The 24,841-nt window shown below is 66.1% G+C and carries 22 protein-coding genes, 1 tRNA gene and 1 pseudogene; 7 read left to right on the forward strand and 17 right to left on the reverse strand.

The features are described from left to right. Positions 1 to 80: 80 nt before the first annotated feature. Positions 81 to 602 (reverse strand): annotated as a pseudogene (locus EV691_RS06300) (IS5 family transposase); the annotation flags it as partial. Between the two features lie 237 nt (positions 603 to 839). On the opposite strand from EV691_RS06300, the gene EV691_RS23280 reads away from it, so the two are divergent. After that, positions 840 to 1,016: a hypothetical protein gene (locus EV691_RS23280; protein WP_165496606.1), complete on the forward strand. Its 177-nt coding sequence runs from the start codon at positions 840 to 842 to the stop codon at positions 1,014 to 1,016. Here EV691_RS23280 and EV691_RS06305 read toward each other — a convergent pair. The 3 genes from EV691_RS06305 to EV691_RS06315 form a co-directional block, all read right to left on the reverse strand. Beyond that, the gene (locus tag EV691_RS06305) at positions 1,000 to 1,722 is read right to left on the reverse strand and encodes a DUF892 family protein (protein ID WP_131301206.1); all 723 of its coding nucleotides are present in this window, start codon (positions 1,720 to 1,722) and stop codon (positions 1,000 to 1,002) included. The genes EV691_RS23280 and EV691_RS06305 overlap by 17 nt on opposite strands. An 11-nt stretch (positions 1,723 to 1,733) precedes the next feature. Next, a complete protein-coding gene (locus EV691_RS06310; protein WP_131301208.1) occupies positions 1,734 to 2,903 on the reverse strand; it encodes a hypothetical protein in 1,170 nt (389 codons plus the stop codon). A gap of 825 nt (positions 2,904 to 3,728) precedes the next feature. Then, positions 3,729 to 3,802, reverse strand: a tRNA-Gly gene (locus EV691_RS06315). A gap of 337 nt (positions 3,803 to 4,139) precedes the next feature. On the opposite strand from EV691_RS06315, the gene aroQ reads away from it, so the two are divergent. Then, entirely contained in the window at positions 4,140 to 4,583 is a 444-nt protein-coding gene (gene aroQ / locus EV691_RS06320; protein ID WP_131301210.1) for a type II 3-dehydroquinate dehydratase, read from the forward strand. A 4-nt stretch (positions 4,584 to 4,587) separates the two neighbouring features. Then, positions 4,588 to 5,442 carry a shikimate dehydrogenase gene (locus EV691_RS06325; protein ID WP_131301212.1) on the forward strand — a complete coding sequence of 285 codons (855 nt, stop codon included), beginning with the start codon at positions 4,588 to 4,590 and terminating at the stop codon, positions 5,440 to 5,442. Positions 5,443 to 5,553: 111 nt separating this feature from the next. On the opposite strand, the gene EV691_RS06330 is transcribed toward EV691_RS06325, so the two are convergent. Both EV691_RS06330 and quiC read right to left on the reverse strand, forming a co-directional pair. Further along, a complete protein-coding gene (locus EV691_RS06330) occupies positions 5,554 to 6,219 on the reverse strand; it encodes a TetR/AcrR family transcriptional regulator (protein ID WP_131301214.1) in 666 nt (221 codons plus the stop codon). Positions 6,220 to 6,315: 96 nt separating this feature from the next. Next, complete coding sequence (gene quiC, locus EV691_RS06335; protein ID WP_131301216.1) at positions 6,316 to 8,214, reverse strand: 3-dehydroshikimate dehydratase QuiC; 1,899 nt, start codon at positions 8,212 to 8,214, stop codon at positions 6,316 to 6,318. Positions 8,215 to 8,673: 459 nt separating this feature from the next. Between quiC and EV691_RS06345 the strand changes: the two genes are divergently transcribed. The 4 genes from EV691_RS06345 (at position 8,674) to EV691_RS06360 (ending at position 14,440) form a co-directional block, all read left to right on the forward strand. Further along, positions 8,674 to 9,954: an OprD family porin gene (locus EV691_RS06345; RefSeq protein ID WP_131301218.1), complete on the forward strand. Its 1,281-nt coding sequence runs from the start codon at positions 8,674 to 8,676 to the stop codon at positions 9,952 to 9,954. Positions 9,955 to 10,402: 448 nt separating this feature from the next. Beyond that, the gene (locus tag EV691_RS06350; RefSeq protein ID WP_131301220.1) at positions 10,403 to 11,668 is read left to right on the forward strand and encodes an OprD family porin; all 1,266 of its coding nucleotides are present in this window, start codon (positions 10,403 to 10,405) and stop codon (positions 11,666 to 11,668) included. A 211-nt stretch (positions 11,669 to 11,879) separates the two neighbouring features. Further along, complete coding sequence (locus tag EV691_RS06355) at positions 11,880 to 13,589, forward strand: FAD-dependent oxidoreductase (RefSeq protein WP_131301222.1); 1,710 nt, start codon at positions 11,880 to 11,882, stop codon at positions 13,587 to 13,589. 17 nt (positions 13,590 to 13,606) lie between these two features. After that, a complete protein-coding gene (locus tag EV691_RS06360) occupies positions 13,607 to 14,440 on the forward strand; it encodes an aldo/keto reductase (protein ID WP_131301224.1) in 834 nt (277 codons plus the stop codon). A 49-nt stretch (positions 14,441 to 14,489) separates the two neighbouring features. Here the strand turns inward: EV691_RS06360 and pcaC are convergent, their stop codons facing one another. The 11 genes from pcaC to pcaQ form a co-directional block, all read right to left on the reverse strand. Beyond that, positions 14,490 to 14,882 (reverse strand): 4-carboxymuconolactone decarboxylase, encoded by a 393-nt coding sequence (pcaC, locus tag EV691_RS06365; protein WP_089168853.1) that lies wholly within the window; start codon positions 14,880 to 14,882, stop codon positions 14,490 to 14,492. A gap of 102 nt (positions 14,883 to 14,984) precedes the next feature. Then, positions 14,985 to 15,773 (reverse strand): 3-oxoadipate enol-lactonase, encoded by a 789-nt coding sequence (gene pcaD, locus EV691_RS06370; RefSeq protein WP_131301226.1) that lies wholly within the window; start codon positions 15,771 to 15,773, stop codon positions 14,985 to 14,987. 10 nt (positions 15,774 to 15,783) lie between these two features. Further along, on the reverse strand, positions 15,784 to 17,136 hold the full coding sequence (locus EV691_RS06375) for a 3-carboxy-cis,cis-muconate cycloisomerase (protein WP_131301228.1): 1,353 nt from the start codon (positions 17,134 to 17,136) through the stop codon (positions 15,784 to 15,786). Positions 17,137 to 17,347: 211 nt separating this feature from the next. Beyond that, positions 17,348 to 18,553: a 3-oxoadipyl-CoA thiolase gene (pcaF, locus tag EV691_RS06380; RefSeq protein ID WP_131301230.1), complete on the reverse strand. Its 1,206-nt coding sequence runs from the start codon at positions 18,551 to 18,553 to the stop codon at positions 17,348 to 17,350. Next, the gene (locus tag EV691_RS06385) at positions 18,550 to 19,332 is read right to left on the reverse strand and encodes a CoA-transferase subunit beta (RefSeq protein ID WP_131301232.1); all 783 of its coding nucleotides are present in this window, start codon (positions 19,330 to 19,332) and stop codon (positions 18,550 to 18,552) included. Before EV691_RS06385 ends, pcaF begins: the two co-directional genes overlap by 4 nt. Next, entirely contained in the window at positions 19,329 to 20,183 is an 855-nt protein-coding gene (locus EV691_RS06390) for a CoA transferase subunit A (RefSeq protein WP_131301234.1), read from the reverse strand. Before EV691_RS06390 ends, EV691_RS06385 begins: the two co-directional genes overlap by 4 nt. A 183-nt stretch (positions 20,184 to 20,366) precedes the next feature. Beyond that, positions 20,367 to 21,206: an IclR family transcriptional regulator gene (locus tag EV691_RS06395; protein WP_131301236.1), complete on the reverse strand. Its 840-nt coding sequence runs from the start codon at positions 21,204 to 21,206 to the stop codon at positions 20,367 to 20,369. Positions 21,207 to 21,320: 114 nt separating this feature from the next. Beyond that, positions 21,321 to 22,367 carry a cell division protein ZapE gene (zapE, locus tag EV691_RS06400; protein ID WP_131301473.1) on the reverse strand — a complete coding sequence of 349 codons (1,047 nt, stop codon included), beginning with the start codon at positions 22,365 to 22,367 and terminating at the stop codon, positions 21,321 to 21,323. Positions 22,368 to 22,371: 4 nt separating this feature from the next. Next, positions 22,372 to 22,977, reverse strand: a complete 606-nt coding sequence (pcaG, locus tag EV691_RS06405) for a protocatechuate 3,4-dioxygenase subunit alpha (protein WP_131301238.1) — start codon at positions 22,975 to 22,977, stop codon at positions 22,372 to 22,374. Positions 22,978 to 22,990: 13 nt separating this feature from the next. Further along, positions 22,991 to 23,710 carry a protocatechuate 3,4-dioxygenase subunit beta gene (gene pcaH / locus EV691_RS06410; RefSeq protein ID WP_131301240.1) on the reverse strand — a complete coding sequence of 240 codons (720 nt, stop codon included), beginning with the start codon at positions 23,708 to 23,710 and terminating at the stop codon, positions 22,991 to 22,993. Positions 23,711 to 23,835: 125 nt separating this feature from the next. Further along, a complete protein-coding gene (gene pcaQ, locus EV691_RS06415; RefSeq protein WP_131301242.1) occupies positions 23,836 to 24,768 on the reverse strand; it encodes a pca operon transcription factor PcaQ in 933 nt (310 codons plus the stop codon). Positions 24,769 to 24,841 lie beyond the last annotated feature (73 nt).

Below are 24,841 nucleotides of genomic sequence, written 5' to 3' on the forward strand. Positions count from 1 at the left end.
GTAGGGAACGGTTGGTGGAACAATCGGTTTCGTCGGACGCGGCCGCGAAACAGAAACCCATGCGACTTTCAGGTCGCACTGCCGAAGTAGTACTGGTTGCCCTTCTTCGTCGAGTGCATTTCCGGGTCGCGCTTGCCGTCCTTGTTCTTCGTCGAGCTCGGCGCATGGATCAGGGTGGCGTCGACGATGGTGCCTTGGCGCAGCGACAGTCCGCGCTCGCCCAGGTAGCTGTTGATCACCTCCAGCATGCCTTCGGCCAGTGCGTGCTTCTCCAGCAGGCGGCGGAAGTTGAGGATGGTCGTTTCGTCCGGGATGCGCTCCAGACCCAGGCCGGCGAACTGGCGCAAGAGAGTGGTTTCGTACAGCGCTTCCTCCATCGCCGGATCGCTGTAGCCGAACCAGTTCTGCATCAGGTGCACGCGCAGCATGGCTGCCAGCGGGTAGGCGGGCCGACCGCCTTCGCCCTTCGGGTAGTGAGGCTCGATCAGGGCGATCAGCCCAGACCACGGCACCACCTGGTCCATTTCGAGCAGGAAGCGCTCGCGGCGGGTCTGCTTGCGCTTGCCGGCGTACTCGGCGTCGGCGAAGGACAACTGCTTCATCGGGAAAATCGGGCAAGGGGACGGACGTATTTCACCAGAACCGGGAAGTCTTTTTCAGGATTTCCTCAGGCCCTACGAGCTGGCCGCCCTGGCCTGATCACCTGCCCCTACCGATCAAGCCGCCCTCGAGGCGGCTTTTCTTTGTCCGCTTGCCAACTCCTCGTAGTCTCGGCTTAGCCGTCCGAGTCCGATCAACCAGCTGAGGCTGCGCTCGACTATCCAGCGGCGGGCAACAGGATGAAGTCTTTCTTCGCCTCCGTGTGCTTGATAGCTTTCAGCTATTCCATGTTCTTCCAGCCGCTGGACGGTCAATTTGCCGTTGGCGCGTGCCGGATAGATATGGAAGCAGGCGCGATGGGGCTGTTCGCCTTGGCCAGTACCCTGGACATAGCGGATATCAGACCTGGCGCATGACCTCCATAGCCAGCCAGTTTCGCACCGTTTCCAGATGCATTTGTTCCTGTGCCAAGGCTTTGTTGAAGGAGTCGGCAATCTCATTCTGGCCGCTGGTCTCGGCTAGCCGGATCAGTAATTCCCAGCCGGCATTGTCGGTCAGCTCGGCGGTCAGCAGGGCATTGAGCGATTGCGCCAGGTTGGTCCGTGGGTCACTGACCACCTGAAGTATGCCAGCAGCCGACACACCCACTACATCGGCACAAGGCGTCATCGCCGTCGGATCTGCTCCCAGCCTTTCCAGAGCCCCTTCAAGCAGCTTGAAATGCTCCGCCTCTTCATCATGGAAGTTTTGCAAAGTCTCGAGCATATCTTCCGTATCCACATCTTCAATGGCCTGCACCTTTGCCATCAGAGCTTCATAGAGGCGGGTACCGCTCCGCTCAAAAGCCAGGCGCTCGCCAAGCTTGTCGATCAATACTTCCGGGTTGACTCCAACCAGCGTGTTCAGCGCGGTCTTGAGCATGCCCTTAGTCGAGCCGGGCAGCGGCACCGAACCGATGGTCTCGGCTTCGGACGCCAGCTCGGTACGTTCCAGCGCGAGCCTTTGCTCGTTGCCTGGAACATCCGGTAGTACCTCCTGAGAGGCCTTGATCTGTTGCTCGCTGTCCAGTGGCGACAGCCGTGCGCCAGTGTGGTTGAGTCCGATCTGGGTAGCGTTCTGCATGACCGCTCTCCTCAGGAGGCTTTAAGGTTAAGTTCCGTACCCGGCGCCCATTGGTAACCGGCCGAGACGGTTTCGGCGGGGACACCCGCCGAATTAAGCTGGTTGCGATAATCGGGGCTCGCTTCACCCTCGTTCCGACGATCCACATATTCGTTGCCCTTGGCGCGCAGGTCGACCTCATCGGCGAGCACCTGGCGCACGAACTTTCGCTGGCTCTTGAATTCGACCATTTGGGGCAACGGACCGGTGAGGATTTCTCCGGCGTCGCGCCGTTCGTACCGCTCGAATAACTCGGAAACCAGATTGAGGTGGCCCAGTTCGTAGTCGAGGAAGCGCTCCCAGATCGCCTTGATGCGCGGGTTGGTCTCCTGGTCTACGCAACTGTAGTAGTTATAGGCCTCCATGGCTTCATGGATCAGCCATTTTTCCAGGAAGCTTTCATTCGGGTCCTGCAACGAGCCGTACTGGGTAACATGCTGCTCTTCGACCGAGGCAATTTCAGCATAAAGCTGGCGTGCTAGCGGGTCGGCGAAGCTAGGGCCGATATTCATGTAGTAGTCGTGAGTCTGATATTCCGCCGCCGTAATCATGGCCGCGTGGATCTTGGTGATCAGCGCCGCCGAATCGCGCTGGTAAGCATCGCGTAGATCATCTTCGGGCGCCCGGTGGTGAAAGGTGGTGGGCCTACCGGGAATGATGTCGGTGTAGCCTTGGAGAATGTTGTTTGCATCCTTGCCCTCCAGCCGGTCGAGCAGAGCCGAATAGCGGTAGAGGTGATCGAAATCCTCCAGCAGGCCAAACCGGTAAGTCTGGGCCTGGTAGGCATCGGGTTCGGATTGTGCCACCGCCGCAGTCACCTCGATGGCGACTTGTTCATAAGCGATCGTGGTCTCGAGCGGCGAATGATCGGCGGAAAGCAGCCAGTTGACCATGGTGGCCTGGTGCTGCTCAGCACGGCGCACCTCGGCCAAGGACAGGCGCAGTTCGCCATGGAAGCGCGCGCCGATGTGCTTGAGACGCAGGGCATCGAGTTCGATGCCGTTCATCAGAATGATGCGAACACGCGTAAACGCATCGTCATCCAGTTTGCTGATGGGTTTGCCGGCCATCTCCCTCCAAGTGAACTTCTGTTTCTCCAAGGGACAACCTTTGGCGTCGAGTAGACTAGTCAGGGTTTCCATTTGGGCCTCCTGAGGATTGAGAGAGGCAGTTATCAGCCTCCCCCGAGTTGACTCGAAACCGTGTGGCATGGTTGCAGTTGCACGATAAGCGGAGGGACAGCGGAGCATGCTTCCGCATGCCTTCTCTAACTCCGAGCCAGACCCTAGCCTGGCGGATTGGACCCCGCGCGCGCAGTTGTCCCCCCACGGCACCTGCGGGCTAAAGGAGTCGCTTTTTCTTCAGACCTTCGGTGCAGCGCAGGGCAAGCAGGCTGGGCGCTGTGTGGGGGGCATTGGTGGCGAGGAAAGCCTTCGTATCCCTTCACGGTGAGGGGCTGGACGCTCAAGGCAGAAAGCGACAGGAGCAGGCTGAGAGCCATTTTTCAGGACGGCGCCGGAAAAAGGTTAGACGGTTAGAAAAGCAGTTTTGCACTGCTGAAACCCGCATGGCACTAGGGCTACAGCCATGACCTTGAGAGAGTTAGAAATGGTTAGAAGAAAGGTAGTTTCACTCTAAGTCATTGATTTATAAGGACTCAGAGAAACGAGTTTCTAACCTTATGAAAAGGTAAGTTCCTAACCCGTTTCTAACCTTTTGCAGAATCGCTGCAGGCCGCGTCGACTGTAGCTTTCAGGCGTTTTTAATCGGCAGATAACCTTTCTAATCTTTTTCCGATGCCGAACTGAAAAATGCTATGGCGCATATGGCGAGTATCGTCTCTAGGGGGATCGCTCTCTTCCATTTGCACTCGATGCACTCACGCACTCGCGCTATCAAACGGACCCCCAAACGGCCCCCAGTGATCGACACTTTGCAGCGAATCAGACTGGAGGCCTTGAGAAATCTGGAGCGGGCGAAGGGAATCGAACCCTCGTCATGAGCTTGGGAAGCTCAGGTAATGCCATTATACGACGCCCGCGAGCGGTGCCTTTTTACCAGAAGCAGGCTGGCAGGTGAAGCGCAATCTTTCTTTGCCAGCTTTGCCAGCGAGGCTTTCCCACCGCCAGCCCTAGCGTTCTCCCCGGCCCGAGTGGCCTACCGGTCGATAACCGCACACTTTGTTCGTCACCGCCAGCGGACTCCGCAACCCACGGGAAGCCCCTGCCGTCGGGGGTTGCAGGCCCTGTCCGGCCGGCACGTCCGCAGTCGCCCCACCACCACGCTCCCTGGGGCGGCTCCCGGTGGATTGACCAAATTAACCATACGGTACATTTTAGCCGTGCACCTCCAATTACCTAATAACAATGGAGAATCGTGTGACACACACAGTCCTCGTGCTCAACGGCCCCAATCTCAACCTGCTCGGCACACGCGAGCCGGCCACCTACGGGCGGGAAACCCTGGCCGACATCGCCGACTTCTGCGCACGCACCGCCGAGGAATGCGGTCTGGCCGTGGAATTCCGCCAGACCAACCATGAGGGCGAGCTGATCGAGTGGATCCACCTGGCCCGCGGTCGCTGCGCCGGCATTCTGATCAATCCCGCCGCCTGGACGCACACCTCGGTCGCCATCCGTGACGCCCTGCTCGCCAGCGAACTGCCGGTCATCGAGGTTCATCTGTCCAACGTGCACAAGCGCGAGCCCTTCCGCCACCGCTCCTTCGTGTCGGACATCGCCGTCGGTGTGATCTGCGGCCTCGGCAGCCATGGCTACCGCATGGCCCTGCAGCATTTCAGTCAGCTTCTGAAGAAGGATTGAGCCCATGATCGCCAAACCAAACAGCATCCTCGCCGGCCTGATCGGCGCCGGCATCCAGGCCTCGCGCACCCCGGCCATGCACGAGCACGAGGGCGACTCCCAGGGCATCCGTTGCCTGTACCGGCTGATCGATCTGGACAAGCTCGGCCTGAGCAGCGAAGCCCTGCCGGAACTGCTGAGCGCCGCCGAACGCATGGGCTTCACCGGCCTGAACATCACCTTCCCCTGCAAGCAGGCGGTCATCCCGCTGCTCGACGAGCTGTCGGCGGAGGCCCGCGGCATCGGCGCGGTCAACACCGTGGTGTTCAAGGACGGCAAGCGCATCGGCCACAACACCGACTGCCTGGGCTTTGCCGAGGGCTTCCGCCGTGGCCTGCCGGGCGTGGCGCGCGAGCGCGTGGTGCAGATAGGCGCCGGCGGCGCCGGAGCCGCGGTGGCCCATGCCCTGCTGCAGGCCGGCGTGCGCCAGCTGACCGTCTTCGATGTGGAGCCGAGCCGCGCCGCCGACCTGGCCGCCAACCTCAACGCCAGCTTCGGCGCCGGCCGCGCGGCCGCCGGCAGCGACCTGCCCGCGGCCATGGCCGAGGCCCAGGGTCTGGTCAACACCACGCCGGTGGGGATGGCCAAGCTGCCCGGCATGCCGCTGCCGGCCGAGCTGCTGCATGCCGACCTGTGGGTGGCGGAGATCATCTACTTCCCGCTGGAAACCGAGCTGCTGCGCACCGCCCGCGCCCTCGGCTGCCTGACCCTCGATGGCAGCAACATGGCGGTGTTCCAGGCGGTCAAGGCGTTCGAGCTGTTCAGCGGCGCCCAGGCCGATGCCGGACGGATGATGGCGAACTTCGCCAGCCTCGGCTGAATCCGGCCGGAATTGGCCACTGTCCCGGCAGTGGCCAAGCCCCCCCGCCCCGCAGCCAGACAGCCCTATCAGCCGCGCTCCACTTCCTCCGACGGACTGGAAGCCCCCTCCCTACGCCCGGATATAGCGAATCACCGCCTCGCAGATCATCTCCCTGTGCCGTGCCTTGGCCTGCGGTTCGCCGAGATCGACCTGGTGGATGGTCGAGAAGGTGTAGCGGTTGGACACCCGGAAGAAGCAGAACGAGCTGATCAGCAGGTGCAGGTCGAGTGGATCGATGCCGGCGCGGAACGCCCCGACATCGGCACCGCGCGCGAGGATCGCGGCAATCTGGGTGACGATCGACTTGCTCAGCGAACGGATCAGCGGCGACCGGGCAATATGCTCGCCATGGTGGATGTTCTCGATGCTCGCCACCCGGATGAAGTCGACGTTGGCGTCGTGGTGGTCGAAGGTGAACTCGACCAGCCGGCGGATGGCCGCCTGCGGGTCCAGTTCGTCGAGGCGAAGCGCGGCTTCGGTGGTGCGGATGTCGCCGTAGAGCTTCTCCAGCACGGCCAGGTAGAGCTGCTCCTTGCTGCCGAAGTAGTAGTAGATCATCCGTTTTGAGGTGCTGGTGCGCTCGGCGATGGCGTCGACCCGCGCACCGCTCAGCCCCTGCTCGGCGAACTCGTGGATGGCCGCGAGGAGAATGTCCTGGCGGGTCTTTTCCGGGTTGTTCTTGCGCGGCTGGCGAGGACGCACGGCGGGCTCGGCGACAGGCTTGGTGTCCGGCATGGAAAGCGCATCTTTAGGGGGGAAGGATGGCGCCATTATTCATGGCCGCACCGCAGGAGAAAAGCCACGGCGGGAAAGCGCCGTGGCCTTACCGCCTCACAGCCTGGGCTTGCTGTGCCCGCTGCGCGCCTGGGCCATGGCCGCCAGGCGCACGGCGACGTTGGCCGCCCCGTAACCGGCGTAGTCCTTGCGCTGCAGGATCTCGAAGAAGAAGCGCTCGGCGAACGGCTCCGTGTAGACGTGGAACAGCTCGCCGCCCTGGGCATCGCGGTCGTAGAGGATGTTGAAGTAGGCCAGCTTGCTGAGGAAGTCGTCGTCGAAATCGAAGCGTGCGGCCAGATCGTCGTAGTAGTTCAGCGGGATTTCCAGCAGGGGAACGCCGGCTTCCTTGGCCCGCTCGACGGCGGCGAAGATGTCGTCGCAGACGAAGGCGATGTGGTGCACGCCGGAGCCGCGATAGGTCGACAGCGAACGGGAGATCGCCGTGTTGCGGTTCTCCGAGATGTTCAGCGGCAGGCGCACCGAGCCGCAGCGGCTGCGCACGGCGCGGCTCTTGACCAGCCCGTAGGGGTCGGGCAGCACCACCTCGTCGTCGGCCGCGAAGTCGAACAGGCTCTTGTAGAACAGCACCCAGGAGTCCATGGCCTCGGCCGGCAGGGCCATGGCCACATGGTCGATGCGCTGCAGCACGCCGCCGTCGGCAGTGCCCTTCAGCTCGAAGTCGGTCTCGTAGATGCTGTGGCCCTCGGCATCGCGGTCGACCAGATAGATCAGGCTGCTGTCCGGCGCGCGCACCGCGGGAATCTCCCGCTCGTTGGGGCCGACCAGGCCGCGATACGGCTGGCCGCCGAAGCCGCAGGCGCGCTCCAGCGCCTGATGGCCGTCGCGCACCCGCAGCGCGGTGGCGCACAGCGACGGGCCATGGGCCTCGAAATAGCTGTGGGCGAAGGAATAGGGTTCGGCGTTGAGTACCAGGTTGATGTCGCCCTGGCGCAGCAGGCTGACGTTCTTCGAGCGATGACGGCCGGCCTCGGCGAAGCCGAGCTGGGTCAGCCAGTGGCTCAGCCGGGCGGCATGGGTGTCGTCGACGGCGAACTCGAGGAACTCGATGCCGTCGTAGCGGCTGGCCGGCGGCGGCGCGAACAGCACCCCGGGCTCCACCGGTTGACCCTGCTGCTCCAGCAGCAGGCGGGTCTTCTCCTCCAGGTAGAGCAGCGAGCGATAGCCGTCCAGCGCATTGCCGCGGGTCGGCGCGGCGCGGAAGCCGTCGTTGAAGATCTCCAGCGACAGCGGCCCGCGGTAGCCGCTCTTGAGGATCGGCGCGAGAAAGCCCGGCAGGTCGAACTCGCCCTGCCCCGGGAAGCAGCGGAAATGCCGGCTCCACTCCAGCACGTCCATGGCCAGGAGCGGCGCATCGGCCATCTGCACGAAGAAGATCTTCTCCCCCGGCACCTCGGCGATGGCGTTCGGGTCGCCCTTCAGCGACAGGGTGTGGAAGCTGTCGAGGATCATCCCCAGGCTGGGATGGTCGGCCTCCCGGACGATCTCCCAGACCTGTTGCCAGGTGTTGACGTGGCGACCCCAGGCCAGCGCCTCATAGCCGATGCGCAGGTTGCGCGCGCCGGCCCGCTCGGCGAGCAGGCGCAGGTCGTCGACGAGGATCTGCCGGTCGCCGAGGGAGTCGCCGGCGACGTTGCTGCACACCAGCACCAGGTCGGTGCCCAGCTCCTGCATCAGGTCGAACTTGCGCTCGGCGCGGTCGAGGTTGCGCTGCAGACGGTCGCGGCGGCAACCCTCGAAGTCGCGAAACGGCTGGAACAAGGTGATGGCCAGGCCCAAGTCGGCGGCCAGCTTGCGCACTTCGCGCGGACTGGCGCCGTAGTAGAGCAGGTCGTTCTCGAAGATCTCCACGCCGTCGAAGCCGGCGGCGGCGATCGCCTCGAGCTTTTCCGGCAGGGTTCCGCTGAGCGAGACGGTGGCAATGGAACGGTGCATGAGTCCTCCGCACTGGAGCAGTCGGCCGCCAGCGGCTGCCGGAGCCACATGGCGGGCAGGTCGGACTGGCGAAGGGGGAAATCCGAATCAATTATTGGACGAGACTACGAAGCGGGCAACACGAATGTACCAACTGGTTAACTATTCGTTCGATTACCGCACCAAAGCCCACTCCCCCGATTGACCCCCACCGGATCGGACGGCAACCATGACCTCCACTTGGGAACACCCCAGGACCTCACGATTCCAACAATAATTTCAAGAGGAATTTCCCGATGCCGCGCCTTTCCGCTTCACCGCCCCCCTGCTACCTCGGCCTCCCGGCCCGTCCCCGCTGATCGCGCTTTCCGCCGACAGTCGAGATCCTGCCGGCCGGGGACTACCGCCTTACCTCCTCTGCCACCCCGTGTCCGGCCGGAGGAGCAGCTCATGCCTTACGAAAACCAACGGAGAACAATAATGACTTCACGCGACCTGCTGTCGACGGCACGCAGTGGCGCAAGCCTGACTCTCGGCGCAATCCTGGCCCTGCCCCTCGCCGCGAACGCCGCAGGCTTCGTCGAAGACGCCAAGGGCACCCTGACCCTGCGCAACTTCTTCATCAACCGCGACTTCAAGGGCAACAACGCCACCCGCAGCAAGGCCGAGGAATGGACCCAGAACTTCATCCTCGACCTCAAGTCCGGCTACACCGAAGGCCCGCTCGGTTTCGGCGTCGACGTGCTCGGCCTGTACTCGGTCAAGCTCGACGGCGGCAAGGGCACCGGCGGCACCCAGCTGCTGCCGCTCGGCCGCGACGGCGACCCGGCCGACAAATTCGGTCGGATCGCCGTCTCCGGCAAGATGAAATTCTCCGAAACCGAGCTGCGCGTCGGCGAGTGGTACCTGGTGCTGCCGATCCTCCGCTCCGACGACGGCCGCTCGCTGCCGCAGACCTTCCAGGGCTCCATGCTCACCTCGAAGGACATCAGGAACCTGACCCTGTATGCCGGCCACATCACCGGCAACAGCCCGCGCGACGACGGCAGCATGGAGGACATGACGCTGTTCGGCACCAGCCCCTATACCAGCGACCGCAAGTCCGACGACTTCGACTTCGGCGGCGCGGAATACACCTTCAACGACAAGCGGACCACCGTCGGCATGTGGTATGCGCGCCTGAAGGACATCTACAAGCAGCGCTACTTCCAGGTGCTGCACACCCAGCCGCTCGGCGAGGACTGGAGCCTGGGCGCCAACATCGGCTACTTCGACGGCGAGGACGACGGCAGCGCGCTGGAAGGCCATCTCGACAACAAGGTGCTGTCCGGGCTGTTCTCCCTCAAGCACAACGCGCACACCTTCTACCTCGGCCTGCAGCGGGTCAGCGGCGACAGCAAGTGGCTGCGGGTCAACGGCACCAGCGGCGGCACCCTGGCCAACGACAGCTACAACTCCAGCTACGACAACGCCCGCGAGCGCTCCTGGCAGCTGCGCTACGACTACAACTTCGCCGCCCAGGGCGTGCCGGGGCTGACCTTCATGACCCGCTACATCAGCGGCAAGAACATCCACGTCGGCGCCGTCGACGACGGCGAGGAATGGGGCCGCGAGAGCGAGCTGGCCTATGTGGTGCAGAGCGGCGCGGCGAAGAACCTGACCCTGCGCTGGCGCAACACCACCATGCGCCGCGACTACGGCAGCAACAACCAGTTCAACGAGCAGCGCCTGATCGTCCAGTACCCGCTATCACTGTTCTGATCGTTACCTTTTGCCTCTGCGAGAGTTTGACCCGCCTTCACGGCGGGTCTTTTTTTGCTTCCGCGAAAATGCGCGGAAGGCGCAAGGCCTCGGCGCAGCGCCGCGGGGAAAACATGCCCAGCCACCGAACGGGCAACGGTCACGAACCCATGCCGCCAATCGGCGGACACGCCCTGCAAGTCTCATGAAAGGCTGCTGAAAGCTTTTGTTACTAGCATTGTCATAGCGCCGTCAGGATCCGCCCTGAAGGCCGATAGCCCAAGCAGCCCCAGCGCACGACCGGGGCGCTTTCGATAACAACAACAATAGGTTCGAGGCCCCGCCCCCATGTCCAGACCCAGCCCGCCCCGGCAGTAGCCACAGCGCCGAAGCCCCCGAATGTGTAGACGTCCGCCATGGCGGAGGGGCGCCTGCATGCCCGGCAGTCACCTTTTCAGGAACAACAATAATGAGAGTTCCCCCTGTTCGGCTGGTGAAGCCTTGCCGAATCGCGCTTCCCTTCGCGATCGCCGCATCCCTTTCGTCCGGCCCGCTCCATGCCGCCTTCTTCGAGGACGCCAAGGGCACCCTGAACCTGCGCAACTACTATCTGAACCGCGATTACGACCACGGGGCCACCCGGGGCAAGGCCGAGGAGTGGACGCAGAGTTTCATATTGAACGTGCAATCGGGCTTCACCGAGGGTCCGGTCGGCTTCGGCATCGACCTGCTCGGGCTCTGGTCGGTCAAGCTCGATGGCGGCAAGGGCACCGGCGGCACCCAGCTGCTGCCGGTCGGCAAGGACGGCGACCCGGCCGACGATTTCGGCCGCTTCGGCGTCGCCTTCAAGGCACGTTATTCCGATACCGAACTCAAGGTCGGCGAATGGAACCCGGTACTGCCCATTCTGAGCTCGGACGACGGACGCGGCCTGACACAGACCTTCCAGGGCGGCATGCTCACCTCCAAGGAAATCAAGAATGTGACGATCTATGCCGGACAAATGCGCGAGACCAGTCCGCGCAACGATGCCAGCATGCAGGACATGACCATCGACGGCATCAGCGGCGGCAGCTCCGACCGCTTCAACTTCGGCGGCGTCGAATACACCTTCAACGACGGCAGGACCATGCTCAGCGCCTGGTTCGCGCAACTGGAGGACCTCTACAAACAGCGCTACTTCGAGATCCGCCATACCCAGCCGCTGGGCGACAAGACATCGCTCAACGCCAAGCTGGGCCTCTTCGACGGCGAGGAGGACGGCCAGGCCCTCGCCGGCGACCTGGACAACAAGACCTTCTTCGGCCGCTTCGCCCTCAAGACCGGCAGCAACACCTTCACCTTCGCCTACCAGAAACTCACCGGCAAGGACCGCTGGCTGCAGGTCAACGGCACCAGCGCCGATCCCCTGCCCAACGACGTCTATGCCGGCCCCTACAACAATCCCAAGGAAGAATCCTGGCAGATCCGCCACGACTACGACTTCGCCAGCCTCGGCATTCCCGGCATGACCTTCATGAGCCGCTACATCGACGGCAGGAACGTGCACCGGAACGGCGTGACCAACGGCGAGACCTGGAGCCGCGAGAACGAACTGGCCTACGTCGTCCAGAGCGGCTCGCTGAAAAACCTCTCCGTCAAGCTGCGCAACTCCACCAAGCGCGCCAACTGGGGCACCAACACCAGCTGGAACGAAAACCGCATCATCGTCAATTACCCGATCTCGCTATTCTGAAGCCTCCTCCCCCAGCCCGCCGGACAGGCGGGCCGCACTCCCGCCGAGCGGCGGCCATGCCGCTGGCTCGCCCCCGTCGAATATCGCTGCGCCAGCATCCGGGCTTGGCGTGAGTGCCGCCCCGCATTACTATTGGAACCATGTTCCACAATCATAAAAATGCACGGCCGGGCTGGTCCCCCACGGCGCCAGGCCCCAGGAGAAGTCCCGAATGCCCACGTCCCCGTCTGTCGAATGCGATCTGCTTGTCATAGGCTCCGGAGCCGCCGGCCTGTCGGCCGCGGTCACCGCCGCCTGGCACGGCCTGAAAGTCATCGTGGTGGAAAAGGAGCCGGTCTTCGGCGGCGCCACCGCCTGGTCCGGCGGCTGGATGTGGGTGCCCGGCAACCCGCTGGCCAGGCGCGCCGGCATCCACGAGGACCCCGAGCAACCGCGCACCTACCTCAGACATGAGCTGGGCGAGCGCTACGACGCGGCGCTGGTCGACGCCTTCCTCGACAACGGCCCGAACATGGTCGCCTTCTTCGAGAAGCACACCGCGCTGCAGTTCGTCGACGGCAACGGCATTCCCGACATCCACGGCGACACCCCGGGCACCGCCACCGGCGGCCACCAGGTGATCGCCGCGCCCTACAACGGCCGCAAGGTCGGCCCGCTGCTGCGCCGCCTGCGCAGGACCATGCGCGAGACCTCCTTCATGGGCATGCCGATCATGGCCGGCCCGGATCTGGCGGCGTTCCTGAGCGTGACCCGTTCGCTGCGCTCCACCCTGCACGTCGGCAGGCGTTTCCTCCAGCACCTGTGGGACCTGGCCTTCCATGGCCGGGCCATGCAGCTGGTCAACGGCGTGGCGCTGGTCGCCCGCCTGGCCAAGTCCGCCGAAAACCTGGGCGTGCAACTCTGGGAGTCGGCGCCGGCCAGGCAGCTGATCCAAAAGGACGGCCAGGTCCGGGGCGCGGTGGTGGCCACCGCCCGCGGCGATGTCGCCATCCACGCCAGGGCCGTGGTGCTCGCCGCCGGCGGCTTTCCCAACGACGTCGCCCTGCGCAAGGCGCTGTTCCCGCGCACGCCCACCGGCCGCGAACATCTGGCGTTGCCGCCGGCCGCCTGCGAAGGCGACGGCATCCGCTTGGGCGAGGCCGCCGGCGGCCGGCTGGTCACCGACCTCGCCTCGCCGGTGGCCTGGGCGCCGGTGTCCCGCGTGCCGCACTGGGACGGCAACTTCGGCCATTTCCCGCACATCATCGACCGCGCCAAGCCCGGCGTGATCGGCGTGCTGTCCGACGGCAAGCGCTTCGTCAACGAGGCCAACGGCTACTACGACTATGTCGCGGCCATGCTGGCCAGCGCGCCGGAAGGCCAGCCGGTGGCCTCCTGGCTGATCTGCGACCATCGTTTCCAGCGCCGCTACGGGCTCGGTTTCGCCCGCCCGTTCCCGGTGCCGCTGGCCGGCGCGCTGCGCTCGGGCTATCTGAAATGCGGCAAGACCCTCGAGGAACTGGCCGAAGCCTGCGGCATCGACCCGGCCGGACTGGCCGCGACCGTCGAGGAATACAACCTGCAGGCCTACCAGGGCAAGGACCCGGCCTTCGGCAAGGGCTCGACCCCCTACAACCGCAAGCAGGGCGATCCCCTGCATACCGGCCCGAACCTCTGCCTCGCGCCGATCGCCAGCGCCCCCTTCTACGCCGTCAAGGTCGAGCCGGGCTGCTTCGGCACCTTCGCCGGCCTGAAGACCAACGCCCACGCCCAGGTGCTGGACGGCAATGGCGCGCCCATCGACGGGCTGTACGCGGCGGGCACCGACATGGCCAGCATCATGGGCGGCCACTACCCCTCCGGCGGCATCAACCTCGGTCCGGCGATGACCTTCGGCTACATCGCCGCGCGCCATGTCGCCGGCGCCGTCACTGCGGAATGACGATAGGAGAAGAACCCATGCAGAACATCGTCACCCATGACCGGCTGGTTCTGCCCAGACTGGGCCTCGGCACCTGGCCGATGCTCGGCGAGGAATGCAGGCGCGCCGTACAGAGCGCCCTGGAGCTGGGCTACCGGCATATCGACACGGCGGCCGCCTACGAGAACGAGGCGGCCGTGGGCCGGGCGCTGGAACAGTCGCCGGTGCCCCGCGAAGCGGTGCACCTGACCACCAAGGTCTGGTGGGACCAGTTGCAGCCGGCGGCCATGCGCGCCTCGCTGGAGCGCAGCCTGGACGCCCTGCGCAGCGACCGCGTCGATCTGTTCATGATCCACTGGCCGGGCAAGGACTGGGACCTGCCGCGCAGCATCGAGACGCTGGTCGCCCTGCGCGAGGAAGGCAAGGCCCGGCACATCGGCGTGGCCAACTTCCCGCTGCCGCTGCTGCGCCGGACGGTCGAGGAACTGGGCGCGCCGCTCTCCGCCATCCAGGTGGAATACCACGTCCTGCTCGGCCAGCGGCAGCTGCTCGACTACGCCCGCCAACACGGCATGGCGCTGATCGCCTACAGCCCGCTGGCCCGCAACCGCATTGCGGAGGTGGCGGAAATCCGCGATATCGCCGCCAAGCATCGGGCCCAGCCTGCACAAATCGCCCTGAAATGGCTGCTCGACCAGCCCGCGGTCGCGGCCATTCCCAAGGCCGGCAGCGTCGCCAACCAGCGCATCAACCTCGGCGCGCTGGAGGTGACGCTGGACGACGCAGACCGCGCCCTGATCGATGCCCTGCCGAAAAACCAGCGCCTGGTCAGCCCCGAGTTCGCCCCCGCGTGGGATGCCTGCGACGAATAAAGCGTGACCACCGCGGATGCCGGCCTGCCAGCCGGCATCCGGCGGCAACTCAGCCGAGCGATTCCACGCCCAGCTCGTCCCAGACCTCCTCGGCCAGGTGGAAGGTGGCGTTGGCCGCCGGAATGCCGCAGTAGATGGCGCTCTGCATCAGCACTTCCTTGATCTCGTCGCGGGTCACGCCGTTGTTCTTCGCCGCGCGCAGGTGCAGCTTCAGCTCGCCCTCGCGGTTCATGCCGATCAGCATGGCGATGGTGATCAGGCTGCGGGTGTGGCGCGGCAGGCCCGGACGGGTCCAGATGTCGCCCCAGGCATGCCGGGTGATCATCTCCTGGAACTCCTCGTTGAACGGCGTCAGGTTCTTCAGGCTGCGGTCGACGTGGGCGTCGCCGAGCACCGCGCGGCGCACCTGCATGCCGGCGTCGTAGCGTTCTTTTTCATCCATTGCGGTACTCCCGCTCGGCGCGCCGGAAACGAGCCGAGCATTGATGGGGGGCAGAGCAGAGGGTGGAAAACCGCTGCGCGCGTTGTCCACCCAGCGCGTGCCTTACTTGCGGAGGAAATCCAGCACCGCCAGGGTGAAGGCTTCGCCGGCCTCGACGTTGGACAGGTGCGCGGCGTGGAACTCGACCCGCTCGGCGCCCTGGATGCACTCCTGCATGAAGCGGCCGTGCTCCGGGGTGGTCACCGCGTCCTGGGTGCCGCAGACGATCAGGGTCGGCACGGCGACGGCGCCGAGCTGCTCGCGGAAGTTGGCATCGCGCACCGCCGCGCAGTTGGCGGCATAGCCCTCGGGCGCCGTCTGCGCCAGCATGCCGACGATCGGCTCGACCTTGCCTGGCTGGGCGGCGGCGAATTCCGAGGTGAACCAGCGCGCGATCGAGGCGTCGCGCAGGTCGCGCATGGCCTGCTGGCCACCCTTCTGCACGGTGTCGATGCGAGTGTTCCAGACCTCGTCGTTGCCGATCTTCGCCGCGGTGTTGCACACCACCAGCTTGTGCAGGCGCTCGCCGGCGTTGACGCCCAGCCACTGGCCGATCAGCCCGCCCATGGACAGGCCGCAGAAGGAAAACTTCTGGATGTCGAGGGCATCGGCCAGCGCCAGCACGTCGCGGCCGAGCTGCTCGACGTTGTACGGCCCCGGGCTGACCAGCGAATGGCCGTGGCCGCGGGTGTCGTAGCGCAGCACGCGGAAGTGCCCGGCGAAGGCCGGGATCTGGGTATCCCACATGCGCAGGTCGGTGCCCAGCGAGTTGGACAGCACCAGCACCGGCGCGCCCGCGGGGCCGTCGATCTGGTAGTTCAGTGCGCCATCGGCGAGTTGCACGGTCGGCATCTATGACTCCTTAGCAGTGGGTGGCGCGGTGTTCGGCCACGGCACGGACGACCCAGCGCTGCGCCAGGCCAAGGTAATGGGACGGATCGAGCAGGCGATCCAGTTCGGCGATGGACAGCTCGGCGCTCACTTCGGCGTTGGCACCGAGCACGGCGCGCAGGTGACGCCCCTCGGCGACGGCCTGGCGGCAGCACTGCTCGACCAGATGATGGGCACGCTCGCGGCCCATCCTCTGGGCCAAGGCGATGCTCACCGCCTCGGCGAGCACCAGGCCGCGGGTCAGGTCGAGGTTGGCGCGCATGCGCGCGGCATCCACCTCCAGCCCCGGCAGCAGCAGGCGCGCCTGTTGCAATGCGCCGGAAACCAGACAGCACAGCTCGGGCAGGGTTTCCCACTCGGCATGCCAGAGACCGAGGCTGCGCTCGTGCTCCTGGGGCATCGCCGACAGCATGGTGGCGACCAGCCCCGGCGCACGGGTGGCGGCGCCGATCAGCACGGCGGCGCCGACCGGGTTGCGCTTGTGCGGCATGGTCGAGGAACCGCCCTTGCCCGGCGCGGAGGGCTCGAACGCTTCGCCGACGTCGGTCTGCATCAGCAGGGACAGGTCGCGGCCGAGCTTGCCGAGGGTACCGGCGAGCAGGCCGAGCCAGCCGGCGAACTCGACCAGACGGTCGCGCTGGGTGTGCCAGGGCTGCTCGGGCAGGCTCAGGTCCAGTTCGCGGGCCAGCGCCTCGGACACCGGCAGGGCGTGCTCGCCCAGCGCCGCCAGGGTGCCGGCGGCGCCGCCGAACTGCAGGACCAAGAGGCGCGGCTTCAATTCGGCCAGCCGCTGACGCTGGCGGGTGACGGCGCCGAGCAGCCCGGCGAGCTTCATGCCGAGGGTCACCGGGATGGCGTGCTGCAGCCAGGTGCGGCCGGCCAGCGGGGTGGCGGCGTGGCGCTCGGCCTGCACGGCGAGATCCTCGGCCAGTTGCGCCAGCTCGGTTTCGAACAGCTCGACGGCGGCGCGCAACTGCAGCACCAGGCCGCTGTCCATGGCGTCCTGGCTGGTCGTACCGAGGTGCACGTAGCGCTCGGCCTCGGCATCCACGGCGGCGATCTGCCGGCCGAGGGCCTTGACCAGCGGGATCGCCGAGTTGCCGGCGGTGGCGATGGCCGTGGCCAGCGCGGCGACGTCATAGGCCTCGGCGCGGCAGGCACCGGCAATCGGCGCCACGGCGGCCGCGGGAATCAGTCCGACCTGCGCTTCGGCGCGCGCCAGCGCGGCCTCGAAGTCGAGCATGCCCTGCAGCCGCCCGCGGTCGGAAAACACCGCGCGCATCGGCGCGCTGGTGAAGTAGGCATCGAACAGTTGGTTGCTCAAGACGATCATCCTGAAAGCGATGGCAGTACAGCCTAGGTTGGCAGCGCGTACCTGTAGGAGCGAATTGATCCGCGACTGGCGTTCACCCTATCGCGAATGCATTCGCTCCTACAGTTTCGTAGGGTGGAAAACCGCGCCAGCGTTTTCCACCACCCGCTTCCTGGTGGGTAACGCTACGCGGTTACCCACCCTACGATGGCCCCGAGCAGGGTCAGACGCGCTCGATGGCCAGCGCCAGGCCCTGGCCGACGCCGATGCACATGGTGGCGAGGCCCCTCTTGCCGCCGGACTTCTCCAGCTGGTGCAGGGCGGTCAGCACCAGACGCGCGCCGCTCATGCCCAGCGGATGGCCGAGGGCAATGGCGCCGCCGTTGGGGTTGACCCGCGCGTCGTCGTCGGCGATGCCCAGCTCGCGCAGGCAGGCCAGCCCCTGGGCGGCGAAGGCTTCGTTGAGCTCGATCACGTCGAAGTCGGCGACCGCCAGGTTCAGGCGCTCGCACAGCTTGCGCACCGCCGGCACCGGGCCGATGCCCATCACGCGCGGCGCGACGCCGGCGCTGGCCATGCCGAGCACCTTGGCGCGCGGCTTGAGACCGTACTTGGCGACGGCTTCGGCGGAAGCCAGGATCATCGCGGCAGCGCCGTCGTTGATGCCCGAGGCGTTGCCGGCGGTGACGGTCTTGCCCTCGCCGTTGACCGGCTTGAGCTTGGCCAGGGCTTCGGGGGTGGTGTCCGGACGCGGATGCTCGTCGGCAGCCACCACGGTGTCGCCCTTCTTGCCCTTGATTATCACCGGGACGATTTCCTCGGCGTAGAAGCCTTCCGCCTGGGCGCGGCCGGCGCGCTGCTGGCTGCGCAGGGCGAAGGCGTCCTGGTCGGCGCGGGAGATGCCATAGTCCTCGGCCACGTTGTCGGCGGTCTGCGGCATGGCTTCCACGCCGTACTGGGCCTTCAGCAACGGGTTGATGAAGCGCCAGCCCATGGTGGTGTCTTCGATCTTCATGTTGCGCGACCAGGCGCCGTCGGCCTTGCCCATCACGAAGGGCGCGCGGCTCATCGACTCGACGCCGCCGGCGATGGCCAGCTCGATCTCGCCGCTGGCGATGGCGCGGAAGGCGGTGCCCACCGCGTCGAGCCCTGAGGCGCACAGACGGTTGAGGGTCACGCCCGGCACCGTCTCCGGCAGGCCGGCGAGCAGCAGCGCCATGCGCGCGACGTTGCGGTTGTCCTCGCCGGCCTGGTTGGCGCAGCCGTAGAACACATCGTCGATGGCTTCAGGATCGAGCTGCGGGTTGCGCTCGAGCAGGGCTTTCAGCGGAGTCGCACCCAGGTCGTCGGCGCGCACCGCGGCCAGCGCGCCGCCGAAGCGGCCGATGGGGGTGCGGACGGCGTCGCAGATATAGACGTCGCGGCTCATTCTTCACCGCCCAGCTGCCCGTGGGCAGCGGCCGTGCGGGCTTCCAGATCGCGCAGGGCGACCAGTTCGGTCTCGGTCGGCGCCTCGGTCACCGCCAGCTGATCGGCGAAGCGGATCTGCCAACCGGTGTTCTCGATCACCTGCTCGCGGGTCACGCCCGGATGCAGGGCGGTGACGATGAACTCGTGGGTGCCGGCTTCCGGCTCCATGATGCACAGGTCGGTGATGATCGCCACCGGACCGGCACCGGGCAGGCCGAGGCGCTTGCGGTGGTCGCCGCCCTCGCCGTGGCCAACCGAGGTGATGAAGGCCAGCTTGTCGACGAAGGTGCGGTGCGACTGCTTGAGGATGATCAGCACCTTCTTCGCGCTGCCGGCGATCTCCGGCGCGCCGCCGGCGCCGGGCAGGCGCACCTTGGGCTTGTGGTAGTCGCCGATCACCGTGGTGTTGATGTTGCCGTACTTGTCGACCTGGGCGGCGCCGAGGAAGCCCACGTCGATACGCCCGCCCTGCAGCCAGTAGCGGAAGATCTCGCCGGTCGGCACCACGGTGTCGGCGGTCTCGGCCAGCTCGCCGTCGCCAATCGACAGCGGCAGCACGGAAGGCTTGGCGCCGATCGGGCCGGATTCGTAGATCAGCACCACGTCCGGGGCGTGGGTCAGGCGCGCCAGGTTGGCGGCCTTGGACGGCAGGCCGATGCCGACGAAGCAGACGCTGCCGTTGCCCAGGCGGCGGGCGGCGGCGACGGTCATCATTTCATTGGTGGAGTAAGTCATTATTTGGCCTCTTGGGCGGCCAGCTTGGCCTTGTACTCGGAAAAGTCGGCGGTGCCGCGGATGAACGCGTCGATCCAGGCGGTGAAGCTCTCGCGGCTGCGGGCGATCGGGTCCCAGTCCTGGTAGAAACGGTTGTCGCGCTCGGAGTAGCCGTGAGCGTAGGACGGATGGGCACCGCCGGGCACCAGGCAGACCGCGGCCAGCGCCCAGGTCGGCAGGACGCAGGCGTTCATCGGCGCCTTGAGGTCGTCGACGATCTCCTCGACGGTGACGATGGCGCGCTTGGCGGCCAGTGCGGCTTCCTTCTGCACGCCGAGGATGCCCTGGATCAGCACGTTGCCCTTGCGGTCGGCCTTCTGCGCGTGGATCACGGTGACGTCCGGGCGCACCGAGGGCACTGCGGCCAGCACCTCGCCGGTGAACGGGCAGGTGACGCTCTTGATCAGCGGGTTGACCTTCGGCAGGTCGGAGCCGGCGTAGGCGCGCAGCACCGCGAAAGGCAGGCCGGAGGCGCCGGCCACGTAGGCGTTGGCCAGGTCGGCGTGGCTGTGCTCCTCGATCTCCAGCGGCTGCGGCCAGCCCTTTTCCACCGCGTCGCGCAGGCGATGCAGGGAACCCACGCCGGGGTTGCCGCCCCAGGAGAAGATCAGCTTCTTCGCGCAGCCGGCGCCGATCAGCAGGTCGTAGACCAGGTCGGGAGTCATGCGCACCAGGGTCAGGTCTTTCTTGCCCTGGCGGATCAGCTCGTGGGAGGCGGCGGTGGGAATCAGGTGGGTGAAGCCTTCGAGGGCGACGGTGTCGCCGTCGTTGACGAAGCGCTGCACCGCTTCACGCAGGGTGAGGATTTCGGCCATTTCGTACGTGCTCTTGTCGGGGATCGGCTGCGCCGGAGGCGGCGCGGTTTGCAGCCAAAGTACGGGCAAGAGCGGGGCGGAACAATCCGATAATCGCCAATTCGTTCGTTTATCGAACGGCTTGTGAGGAGGCTATCGAGCGATCGGGGGCGCGGGACGGCACACCCCGTGGCCGGGCGCTCGTCAGGCGAACAACTGGGCGCTCAGGTCGCGACTGGCGCTCAGCATGATCGGCAGGTAGCGCTTTTCCAGCTCGGCGATGGATACCCGCCCGGCATGGGTGCTGACGTTCATCGCCGCCAGCACCCGCCCCGAAGAATCCTGGACCGGCACCGCCAGCGAGCGCAGGCCCTGTTCCAGCTCCTGGTCGACGATGCACCAGCCCTGCCGGCGGACCTGCTGCAGACACTCCCAGAGCGCCTCGCGGGTATGCAGGGTGCGACTGGTCTTGGGCAGCAGGTCGGCGTGCTCGAGGTATTCCTGCAGGCTGACGTCGTCCAGCGCGGCGAGCAGCACGCGTCCCATCGAGGTGCAGTAGGCCGGCAACCGGCAGCCGACGCTGAGATCGACCGAGATCAGCCGCTGGGGAATCGCCGAACGGGCGATGTAGAGCACTTCCTCGCCCTCCAGGGTGGCCAGGTTGCAGGCCTCGTGCAGCTGTTCGCTGATCCGGTCGAGGTAGGTCTGCGCGGACACTGCCAACGGCGTGGAGGACAGGTAGGCATGACCGAGGGTCAGCACCTTGGGCGTCAGCGAATAGGTGCGCCCGTCGGTGGTGGCGAAACCGAGCTTCATCAGGGTGTGCAGGCAACGGCGCACGGCGGCCCGGGGGATCTCGGTACGGTGGCTGATCTGGGCGATGGTCAGGTGGCGCTTGCGCTCCTGGAAGGCACCGATCACCGCCAGGCCACGTGCCAGGGAGGTCATGAAGTTCGGATCGCCGCTCAGCGCCTCGATGCGCTTGGCGGGGGAAATGTAGGGCGGCGGCGCGAGGGTGGGCACGGCCTGACGCAACTCACTCATGAAGTCTCCTTGGCTGGCTCGCCCCCGAAAAGGGAATGGCGGAAAGAGGCGAACGCGGCATGCTCGATTATCGGCCAGCCGCCGAGCGATCACAATCGAGCGTCCGGCGTCGCGCTAGAAGTCCGCCAGCACCCGCGGCCGGAGCTGGGCCAGGCGGCTACGGGTGCGCGCGAAGTCCTCGTGGACCCGTTCGCGGCAGAGGTTCTCCAGGCTCGTCTCGCTGCTCAGCAGCAGCTCGATGCCGGCGTCGTAGGCGATGTCGACGAAATTCAAAAAGCGTTGCTGGACGTCCAGCGAATGCCGGTCCAGACAGGGCAACCCGCTGATCGCGATGCGCTCGAAACGCGCGCAGAGCCACAGGTAGTCGCGGGTCGAGGACGGCACCGGGAACAGCGCGGCGAAGTCCAGCCAGAGGCTGCGCGCGTCCTGGCCGAGCGGCGCCAGGCTCAGCCGGTTGACCGCCAGCGGCTCCGCCGGCACGGCCAGGCCCAGCTCGCGGCGCCAGTCCTGCAGGCTGTGCGGCGACTCCGGCCAGTGGTACTGGCCCCAGTCACGGCCGCCGCAGGAGCGGTAGTCGACGCCACCGTCCAGCTCGACGACGCGCAGGTGCCGCTCGAGCACGCGGATGAACGGCTTGAAGCACTCGTGATGCAGGGGGTTCGGGCAGAGCGCCGCCGGCGCATAGTTGGAGGTGATCACCACCCCCACCTGAGCCTTCAGCAGCACCTCGAGCAGGCGCCCGAGGAGGATGGCGTCGCCGATGTCGTGCACGTGGAATTCGTCGAAGCAGAGCAGGCGCACCTCGCCGGCCAGCTCTCCGGCGACCCTCGCCAGGGGATCGGGTTGTCCGGTGTGGGCCAGCAGACGCACCTGCAGCTCCTGCAAAAAGGCGTGGAAGTGCACGCGGCGCTTGGCCGCCAGCGGCGCGGCCTGGAAGAAGCAGTCCATGACGAAGCTCTTGCCACGCCCCACCCCACCCCACAGGTAGAGGCCGGTGACGGGCCGGCGCAGCCAGTTGCGCCGGCCGCCCAGCAGCTCTTCCAGCCACTCGGCCAACTGGCCGAGCGCAAACGACTGCGCGGCGTCGGCTTGAAAGCCCGACGCCGCCAGTCGCTCTGCGAAGTGCCGACGCACCGCTTGCGCGGGCGCCGGCCGGTGCATGACCTCAGAAGTCAAAGAACACCGTTTCCCCTTCGCCCTGGATGCGGATGTCGAAGCGGTAGGCGGTCTTGTTGTCCACCTCGCAACGCTTGGCGATCAGGGTCTTGCGACGCTCCGGCTGCTCGATCAGGTTCAGCACCGGATCGGCGGCGTTGGCCTCGACTTCGTCCTCGAAGTAGATGCGGGTCTGCAGCTGGATGTTGATGCCGCGGGCGAACAGCGACACGTTGATGTGCGGTGCCATCGGCTTGCCGGCGGCGTTCTTCACCACGCCCGGCTTGACGGTCTTCGCCGTCCACTCGCCGGCGTCGAAGGTAGTCGCCGTGCGGGCGAAGCCGTTGAACGACTTCTCCAGGTCGTAGACGGTGTCGTAGACGCCTTCGTGGTTGGCCTGCCAGAGCTCCAGGTAGGAGTCGCGGACCAAGTGGCCGTTGCCGTCGATGACCTTGCCGATCAGGATGATGTGCTCGCCCGGGGCGTCATCCCTGGCCATCTCGTTCCAGATTTCCTGTTCGCGGGTCGGATTGCCGGCGGCAGCGCCAGCCAGGCCGATGTGCACGTAGGGACCGGCGGTCTGCGAGGGGGTTTCCGGCAGCAGTTCGTAGTTCATGGTCGGCTCCTTCTCACTGGTTCTCGAAACGGGTCTGGCGCTGGCCACGCAGCACGATGTTGAAGCGGTACGCCAGGCAGTCCATGGGCACGTTGCTGCTCAGGTCCAGGCGGCCGATCAGGGTCTCGACGGCGTCCGGGTTGGCGATGGTGCGGACGATCGGGCATTTCGGAATCAGCGGGTCGCCCTCGAAGTACATCTGGGTGATCAGCTTGGTGGAGATCGACGGGCCGCTGATCGACACGTGGATGTGCGACGGGCGCCACTCGTTCGGGCCGTTGCGCCACGGGTAGGGACCCGGCTTGATGGTACGGAAGTAGTAGTAGCCGTTCGCGTCGGTCAGGGTGCGGCCGACCCCGCCGAAGTTGGGGTCCAGCGGCGCCAGGTAGCTGTCGTTCTTGTGACGGTAGCGGCCGCCGGCGTTGGCCTGCCACATTTCCACCAGGGTATGCGGAACCGGATTGCCGTACTGGTCGATCACCCGACCGCACATGATGACGCGCTCGCCGACCGGTAGACCGCCGTGGTTGAAGTTGAGCAGCAGGTCGTTGTCGTACTTGCCCATCTTCAGATGGGTAAAGTCCGGGCCGGTGGTTTCCGACAGGGATTGCGGGATACTGACCAAGGCCTGGCTCGGCGAGCGGGCGATGGTGGTCTTGTAATCTGGGGTATAGCCTTTCGGCTGCCAATTCCGGTCACGGGCGACGAAACGGCGGGTATCGAGCTCGGACATCTCAGGCTCCTTGTTCTTGGGATTGTGGAGTCGCTAGAACCGCAAGGCGGCTACGCGAGACGAAGTGTCACACCCGAGAGCCTGGATGGAAATTGAAAAGAACGCCCTCATACATAACCTATCGGTTATGTATCTACACCTCCGCCCAGCTCCCTCGCCACCTGACGCAGCTCATCGCAGAACCACTGCGCGGCCAGCGGCAGCGGCAGCGCCGAGTTCCAGCAGAAGCCGATCGAGCCGCCGGCCTCGCGCACCCCCAGCGCCAGCTCGACCAGCTCGCCGTTCTGCAGGTCCAGGCGCACCGCATCCAGCGGCGCCAGCCAGAGCCCGTCGCTGGACAGCACATAGCGCCGGCTCAGCACCGGCGAGAGGGTTTCCAGGCGCTGCGCCGGCAGGGGAATGCCGCACTGGACGAAGAAGCTCTCGGCATACTGGCGGATGGTGGTGCCGGCCAGCGGCAGGATCAGCGGGTAGTCGCCGAGCAGCGCCAGATCGGACAGATCGGTCTCGAGCAGCGGGTGCCCGGGCCGCACCACCAGCGCCATGGACTCGCTATAAAGGTGCTCGAAGGTCAGCCCGCGGATCTCCGGGCTGTCGGTCATCCGCCCGACCACCAAGTCCAGCTCGCCGACCCGCAATTGCGCGAGCAGATAGGCGCTGAGACCGGTGGCGACGCTGACCACCAGCGCCCGATGCTTCCGGTGCAGGCGCAGCACCACCTCCGGCACCACCTGGCTCTCCACCGTCGAGAGCACCCCGACACGCACCACCCCGCCGGCCTGGCTGTCGCCGCGCAGGGTGTTGACGCCGTCGCGCAGGGCCTGCACGCAGGGTCCGGCATAGCGCAGGAAGGTGATGCCCGCCGGGGTCAGGGAAACCCCGGACTTGCTGCGCTCGAACAGCCGGGCGTCGAGAATCTCCTCCAGTTCCTTGAGGGTCTTGGACATCGCCGGCTGGGACACCGCCAGGGCGTCGGCCGCCTTCGCGAAGCTGCGCTGGCGGGCCACCTCGAGAAAGCTGACCAGATGGCGGAATTTGATGCGGTTGTCGACGAGCATGGGCAACCCCGGGATCGGCCCGGCGGAGAGCGCCTCCGCCGGCTGTGCGAGAAATTGTCCATCAGGGCACCAG

The sequence above is a fragment of the Azotobacter chroococcum genome (genome assembly GCF_004339665.1).
GTDB classification, from domain to species: Bacteria; Pseudomonadota; Gammaproteobacteria; order Pseudomonadales; family Pseudomonadaceae; genus Azotobacter; species Azotobacter chroococcum.